The sequence below is a fragment of the Streptomyces sp. NPDC033178 genome (assembly GCF_055577685.1).
Genome location: NZ_JBVIPT010000033.1, coordinates 63,638 through 70,768, shown reverse-complemented (window position 1 = coordinate 70,768; position 7,131 = coordinate 63,638). Strand labels below are relative to the sequence as shown.

The 7,131-nt window shown below is 71.9% G+C and carries 6 protein-coding genes; 1 reads left to right on the top strand and 5 read right to left on the bottom strand.

The genetic code is table 11. From position 1 onward, the window contains the following. Positions 1–244: 244 nt before the first annotated feature. The 4 genes from ACZ5VQ_RS47050 to yczE all read right to left on the bottom strand — a co-directional run bounded on the left by ACZ5VQ_RS47050 (position 245) and on the right by yczE (position 3,709). Positions 245–619: an RNA polymerase-binding protein RbpA gene (locus ACZ5VQ_RS47050; RefSeq protein ID WP_003977404.1), complete on the bottom strand. Its 375-nt coding sequence runs from the start codon at positions 617–619 to the stop codon at positions 245–247. A gap of 255 nt (positions 620–874) precedes the next feature. After that, on the bottom strand, positions 875–2,224 hold the full coding sequence (locus ACZ5VQ_RS47045; RefSeq protein WP_469110386.1) for an MFS transporter: 1,350 nt from the start codon (positions 2,222–2,224) through the stop codon (positions 875–877). 61 nt (positions 2,225–2,285) lie between these two features. Then, on the bottom strand, positions 2,286–3,053 hold the full coding sequence (locus ACZ5VQ_RS47040; RefSeq protein WP_469110385.1) for a glycerophosphodiester phosphodiesterase: 768 nt from the start codon (positions 3,051–3,053) through the stop codon (positions 2,286–2,288). Then, complete coding sequence (gene yczE / locus ACZ5VQ_RS47035) at positions 3,050–3,709, bottom strand: membrane protein YczE (RefSeq protein WP_469110384.1); 660 nt, start codon at positions 3,707–3,709, stop codon at positions 3,050–3,052. Before yczE ends, ACZ5VQ_RS47040 begins: the two co-directional genes overlap by 4 nt. A 139-nt stretch (positions 3,710–3,848) precedes the next feature. On the opposite strand from yczE, the gene ACZ5VQ_RS47030 reads away from it, so the two are divergent. Continuing rightward, entirely contained in the window at positions 3,849–5,348 is a 1,500-nt protein-coding gene (locus ACZ5VQ_RS47030) for an SCO1417 family PLP biosynthesis transcription factor (protein ID WP_362084779.1), read from the top strand. A gap of 156 nt (positions 5,349–5,504) precedes the next feature. Here ACZ5VQ_RS47030 and ACZ5VQ_RS47025 read toward each other — a convergent pair whose 3' ends face one another. Continuing rightward, the gene (locus ACZ5VQ_RS47025; RefSeq protein ID WP_469110383.1) at positions 5,505–7,127 is read right to left on the bottom strand and encodes a P-loop NTPase family protein; all 1,623 of its coding nucleotides are present in this window, start codon (positions 7,125–7,127) and stop codon (positions 5,505–5,507) included. Positions 7,128–7,131 lie beyond the last annotated feature (4 nt).

The following is a 7,131-nucleotide window of genomic DNA, read 5'->3' as shown; positions in this document are numbered from 1 at the left end:
ACTCGGGGGCTCCGCCCCCGAACCCCCGCTCCTCAAACGCCGGAGGGGCTGAAGACTGCGCAGTTCCCCGCGCCCCTTTTCAGGGGCGCGGGGAACTGCGCTACCAGCCACAACGCACCCGCACCCAAAAGTGAAACCCCACCCCAAAAGTCACCCGAACGCACAAAACCGCAGGCACCGTACCCGGAGGTACGGCACCCGCGGTTGGGTGCGTGCGTTGTATGCCGCCCAACCCCCGGAGGGGTTACGCGGACTTGCGGCTGTCCCGAGGGTGGACCGCGATGTTCATGGCTCCGGAGCGAAGTACAGCCAAGCGCTCTTCGAGGACCTCTTCGAGTTCCTCTCGCGTGCGCCGCTCCATCAGCATGTCCCAATGCGTGCGCGCGGGCTTGGCCTTCTTTTCCTCAGGGCCGTCGCCGTCCACCAGGAGTGCCTGGGCCCCGCAGACCTTGCACTCCCACTCCGGCGGGATCTCCGCCTCCACCGAGAAGGGCATCTCAAATCGATGGCCCTTCTCGCATGCGTACTCCACGGCCTGGCGCGGGGCCAGGTCGATGCCGCGGTCCGTCTCGTAGCTGGTCACCACGAGGCGCGTGCCGCGAAGAGCTCGCTCACTCATGAATCGTGCCTCCCGGGCTTGTCGCCCACAGGACAGGTGTCGCTGTCGTCGTCATCCGGTCAACGTCCGGTCGGCGGTAAAGATTCCCGTTCCGGGTCATGCGTCGCCGTCGTAGCCGCCCCTTGTTGTACCCACCTGCGCCCGGTTTGTCACATCTGAGGGCAGATGTCACCCAGCGTTTCGGCATCTTTGACGCGCAGTAACGGTACGCCTGGCAGGCCAAACGCGTACACTACCGGCCTTTGGCCTCCGGCGCTAAATCCTGTCCGGAACAGGGTTGCCCGCGTCGCGCACCGCCTGGCGTACCGGAACCCTCGCGAGCAGCACGAATCCCAGCACGAAGAAGGCCACGAGCGAGATGATCGCGTCCCGATAACTTCCAGTCAGCTGGTACGTCAGACCGAACAGAAGCGGGCCGAGCCAGCTCATACCGCGGTCGCTCATTTCGTACGCCGAGAAGTACTCGGCCTCCTTGCCCGGCGGCACCAGATGCGAGAACAGGGACCGGGACAGCGCCTGGCTGCCGCCGAGGACGAGCCCGATGCCGGCGGCGAGGACGAAGAACCAGACGGGCGCGCCGGCGGGCAGGAAGTAACCCGCGCCCAGCGTCACGGTCCAGGCGACCAGCGAACCGAGGATGGTCCGTTTGGCGCCGTACGTCCGGGCGAGTCGGCCCATCCCGAGCGCTCCTGCGACCGCGAGCAACTGGACCAGCAGTACGGCGACGATCAGCGTCGACTGGTCGAGGCCCAACTCCTCGGATCCGTACACGGACGCCTGTGAGATGACCGTCTGGATGCCGTCGTTGTAGACGAGGTAGGCGAGGAGGAAGGCGAGCGTGTGCGGCTGGCGGCGCATGCTCCGCACGGTGGCCGCCAGCTGCCGCCAGCCGCGCGTGGACGTACCCGAAGGGGTCGTCGTGCGGCGGTCGCGCAGCCGTTTGAGCGGTACGAGCGTGAAGGCGCCCCACCAGATACCGGCCGAGGCCAGGCAGATGCGGACCGCCGTCGCCTCCGAGACGCCGAAGGTGTCGTGGGCCGAGTAGAGGATCAGGTTCGCGACCAGGACCAGTGCGCCCGACGCGTAGCCGAAGGCCCAGCCCCTCGACGAGACGGCGTCGCGCTCCTCGGGCGGGGCGATCTGGGGGAGGTAGGAGTTGTAGAGCACCATCGAGACGGCCAGTGAGGCGTTGGCCACGATCAGCAGGAGGCCGCCCAGCAGATAGCGGTCGCCGTCCAGGAAGAACATGCCCGTGGTGGCTGCGGCGCCCAGGTAGGCGGCGACCGCGAGGAGCGGCTTCTTGCGGCCCGTGCGGTCGGCGGCCGCGCCCGCCAGTGGCATCACGAAGATCGACAGGATGACGGACGCCGACACGCAGTACGCGAAGAACGAGCCGGCACGAAGGGGGATCCCCAGCGGGTGCACGAACCCGTCCGCGTCCGCGGCCGCCTTGGCGACCGATGTCAGATAGGGGCCGAGGAAGACGGTGAGCACGCTCGTCGAGTAGACGGAACAGGCCCAGTCGTAGACGTACCAGCCGCGTTGTTCGCGCCGCCGTTCCGCGGTCTCGTCGGCCGCTTGTTCCCGCACGGTGTCGGTGCCCACCCGTGCCCTCGCTTCCCCGTCGCAGTCCCCGTACGCGGACGCCGCGCGGGGCGCCGGGCCGTCAGACCCAGGTGCCGCGGTCCTCCAGGACCCCGCGCAGCGTCTCGATGTGATCGGTCATGATGCCATCGACTGCCAGGTCCAGGAGCTGGTGCATCCGTGCGGGTTCGTTGACCGTCCAGACGTGGACCTGCAGCCCGCGCGCGTGGGCCGCGCGCACGAACCGGTGATCGACCACGGGGATGCCCGACTGGGACTCGGGCACCTGGGCGCAGACCGCCGAGCGGCGCAGCGGGGCCGGGATCCCCCACGACCGCAGACGCAGCCCGAGGACGCCCCGGGTGCCGTACGAGGTGGCCAGGCGCGGACCCGCCAGGCGCTGCGCGCGGGCGACCCGTGCCTCGGAGAAGGAACCGACACAGACGCGGTCCCAGGAGCCGGTGCGGCGGATCAGGTCGAGCAGGGGGTGCAGGGCGGGCTCCGCCTTGATGTCGACGTTCCAGCGGACGTCGGGGAACGTCGCCAGCAGCTCCTCGAAGAGGGGGACGGGTTCCGATCCCGCCACGCGCGCGTGGCTCACGTCGTCCCAGGGGAGGTCCGCTATCCGGCCCGCCCCGTCGGTCACCCGGTCCAGTGTCGCGTCGTGGAAGGCGACGAGTTTTCCGTCCGCCGTGGCGTGTACATCGGTCTCGATGTACCGGTAGCCGGCCTCGACCGCGCGCCGGAACTGGGCCGTGGTGTTCTCCAGGCCGTCCGCGGCCCCGCCCCGGTGGGCGAAGGCGATCGGGCCGGGATGGTCGAGGTAGGGGTGGCGTATACGGGTGCTCACCCGCGCAGTATCGCCTGCTCCGGTTGCCCGGCGGCAACGACCGTGCTGCCGCCCGATGATGCGGAGGGGACGGCGAACACGCGCAGGAAGAGCTGGGCCAGCGGGCCGATGGCCACCGCGTACAGGACCGTGCCCACGCCGACCGTGCCGCCGAGGACGAAGCCCGTGGCCACCACGGCCACCTCGATGGCCGTACGCACCAGACGGATCGAGCGGCCGGTGCGCCGATGGAGCCCCGTCATCAATCCGTCGCGCGGGCCCGGACCGAAACGGGCCGCTATGTAGAGGCCGGTCGCCACGCCGTTGACGAGGATGCCTGCCACCAGCAGGGGGATGCGGATTCCGAGCGCGTGCGCGTCCGGGACCAGGGCGAGCGTGCCGTCCATGGCGATACCGACCACGAAGACGTTGGAGACCGTGCCGAGGCCCGGGCGCTGGCGCATCGGGATCCACAGGAGCAGCACCACGGCGCCCACGATGATCGACACGACGCCGATCGTCAGCCCGGTCATCTCGGCGAGGCCCTGGTCCAGGACGCTCCAGGGCGCCAGGCCCAGGCCCGCCTCCACGAGGAGGGCCACGCTCGCGCCGTACAGCGCCAGGCCCACGTACAGCTGGAGCAGTCGGCGTGGGAGGTGCCTCGATGGCGGACTCAATGGTGGACCCGACGGTCGTTCCGACGGCGGAGTGGACAAGATGTGCCCCCTGGTGGTGACAGTGGCCTGGCCCGTGACACTCTGTGGCTTGAGAAGAAACCTCTTCCATGGCCAATTCTGGGAAGGTGGACTGGAAATCATGGCGCAGTGGACCTCGGCGGTGGGCGCCGCTCAGCTCGCGCGGCTGCTCAACTCCCAGCAGGAGCGCCCGGCGGGCCCCGGCACACGCCGCCCGCCCGCCTATCGCGCTCTTGCCGACGGCGTGCGTCTGCTCGTCCTCGAAGGGCGCGTCCCCGTCGCCGCACGGCTGCCCGCCGAACGCGAACTGGCCCTCTCCCTGTCCGTCAGCCGCACCACGGTGGCGGCCGCCTACGAGGCGCTGCGCGCCGAAGGGTTCCTGGAGTCCCGCAGGGGAGCGGGCAGCTGGACGGCCGTACCGGCCGGGAACCCGCTGCCCGCGCGCGGCCTCGAACCGCTGCCGCCCGAGGCCCTCGGCTCCATGATCGACCTGGGCTGCGCGGCCCTGCCCGCCCCCGAGCCGTGGCTCACCCGTGCCGTCCAGGGCGCGCTGGAGGAGCTCCCGCCGTACGCCCACACGCACGGCGACTATCCGGCGGGGCTGCCCGCGCTGCGCGAGATGCTGGCCGAGCGGTACACCGCGCGCGGCATCCCGACCATGCCCGAACAGATCATGGTGACCACCGGGGCCATGGGCGCCATCGACGCCATCTGCCACCTCTTCGCCGGGCGGGGCGAACGCATCGCCGTCGAGTCGCCCTCGTACGCCAACATCCTTCAGCTGATGCGCGAGGCCGGGGCCCGGCTGGTGCCCGTCGCCATGGCCGAGGGGCTCGCGGGCTGGGACATGGACCGCTGGCGGCAGGTGCTGCGCGACGCGGCGCCCCGGCTCGCCTATGTCGTCGCGGACTTCCACAACCCGACCGGCGCGCTCGCCGACGAGGACCAGCGGCGGCGGCTCGTCGACGCCGCCCGTTCCGCCGGCACGGTGCTGATCGTGGACGAGACCATGAGCGAGCTCCATCTGGACGAGGGTGTCGAAATGCCGCGTCCCGTCTGCGGTTTCGACCCGGCCGGGTCCACGGTCATCACCGTCGGCTCGGCCAGCAAGGCGTTCTGGGCGGGCATGCGGATCGGCTGGGTCCGCGCCGCTCCCGACGTCATACGCAGTCTGGTCGCGGCCCGCGCGTACGCCGACCTCGGCACCCCCGTCCTGGAGCAGCTTGCCGTGAACTGGCTGCTCAGCACCGGTGGCTGGGAGCAGGCCGTGGACATCCGGCGTACCCAGGCCCGCGAGAACCGCGACGCGCTCGTGACGGCCCTGCGCCGTGAACTGCCCGGCTGGGAGTACGACGTGCCGCGCGGCGGGCTCACCCTGTGGGTCCGTACGGGCGGCCTGTCCGGTTCACGGCTGGCCGAGGTCGGCGAGCGGGTGGGCGTGCGCGTGCCCTCCGGGCCCCGCTTCGGAGTCGACGGGGCCTTCGAGGGCTATGTGCGGCTGCCGTTCACCGTCGGCGGCGCGGTGGCCGACGAGGCGGCGACGCGGCTGGCCGCGGCCGCCCGGCTGGTGGAGTCGGGGGCGAACGGCGGAACGGACTCGCCACGCACGTTCGTGGCGTGACGCTTCCGGATCCGGCCCGCGCGGTGACGATTCCCGCGCCACGTCCTCCGGTGAAGGCGCGGCACTCCGGGCCGCTGCCGACCCGCCAGTGGCGAGAGGGCCGGACGGAGGGAGGGTGCCGCGCATCCTCGTGCGTGACGCCCTCCCTCCGCCCGTTCAGCCTTCCGCGGGGACGCCCACCGCACCCGGTGAGGTGAAGCGCACGGGGCTTTCCGGGGCCGCGTCCGCGAGGTCTGCCGGTGCCGTGCCCGTCGGCTCGGCGTCCGCCGGAGTCGTGCGCGCCGGCAGCAGACCGACCACCGCCTGACGGTGGGCCTCGCTCGTCGCCTCGTCGTACGGGTCCGGGGTCGCCGGGACCTGGAGGCGGTGGACCGGGCCCGAGCCCAGCCGGGCGTAGCCGCGGCCGGGCGGCACGTCGGGCGTCGGAGTCGTGGGCGGCGGAGACCCGAGCACCGCTTCGAGCTGGCCCGTGGACGCGGGGCCGAGCACGACACGCGCGCGCGTGTGCCCGCGTACCGCCTCGCTGAGTGACTCCAGGGCGTCGAACTGTTCGGCCACCACCACCGTCACACCGGCGGCGCGGCCGTGGCGCAGCGGCACCTGGAGGAGGGACTGGGGATCCTTGCGGCCGTCGGCCGCCGCGAGATGGCCGAGGACCGTCGGACGGTCGAGGAGGAGCCAGAGGGGACGCCTGGTGTCCTCCGGCGGGGTGTGGCCCGCCTGCCGGGCGCGGTTCGCGGCGATGAGCCGGCGCTCCGTCTCGTGCGCCGCCCACTCCAGGCTCGCCAGCGCGCCCGCCAGGCCGCACTCGATGCCCAGGACGCCGTCGCGGCCGGTCAGACACGCGAACTCGCCGCTGCCGCCACCCTCGACGATCAGTACGTCGCCGTGCTGGAGGGCCTGCAGCGCCATCGAGCGCAGCAGGGTGGTCGTGCCGCTGCCGGGTCCGCCGACCGCGAGCAGATGCGGCTCGGTCGAGCGCGCGCCGGTGCGCCAGACGACCGGCGGGGCGTCCCGCCGCTCCTCGCCGAAGGTGAGCGGGAGCGTGCGCTGGACACCGGCCGGGTCGGTGAAGCCGAGGACGGTCTCGCCCGGAGCCGTGACGAAACGCTGGGCGGCGACATCGGTGGGAAGCGGCGGCAGCACCGTGACCGAGAGCTGGTTGCCCTCCTCGTCCCACGCGAAGCGGTACTCGCGTCCGCGGCCCGACTTGGTGTGCAGCAACTGCTCGATACGGGCACGCGCGTCCGCCTCCCCGTCGGTGAAGTACGCGGGGTAGTGGAGCGAGAGATGCGAGACACGGCCGGTGTCGTCGAACTCGTACGAGGTGAAGGCCTTGTCCCACTCGCCGCCGTGGGCGTAGAGCGGGGCCGGGTCCTCGGGAACCGAGAAGTAGGGGACGAGTGCTTCGTAGAGCGATTCGAGGCGCTTGGCCTGCGCCTCGTCGGGTCCTTTCGGCCCGGGCGGGTTGCGGTCCCGGCCGTGCCACGCCGACGCCCCCATCAGGGTGACGATGGCGAGCAGCGGCCCGTACGGGACGAGGGCCACGACCAGGACGACCGAAGCCACCAGGAACAGCAGTGGACCGCGCCGGTCCTTGGGGGTGTCCGCCCACTTGCGCCGTCCGGCGGCAGCCAGCCGGCGCAGTCCACGGGTGACCGTGATCAGTGGGTGCAGGACGTCGGTGGCGCTGTCGGCGGCCGTCCGGGCCAGGTCCCGGCTGCGGGCGATCTGCGCGCTGCCGGTACTCAGAATGCGGGGAAGAGGGCGCCGGGCCACTGCT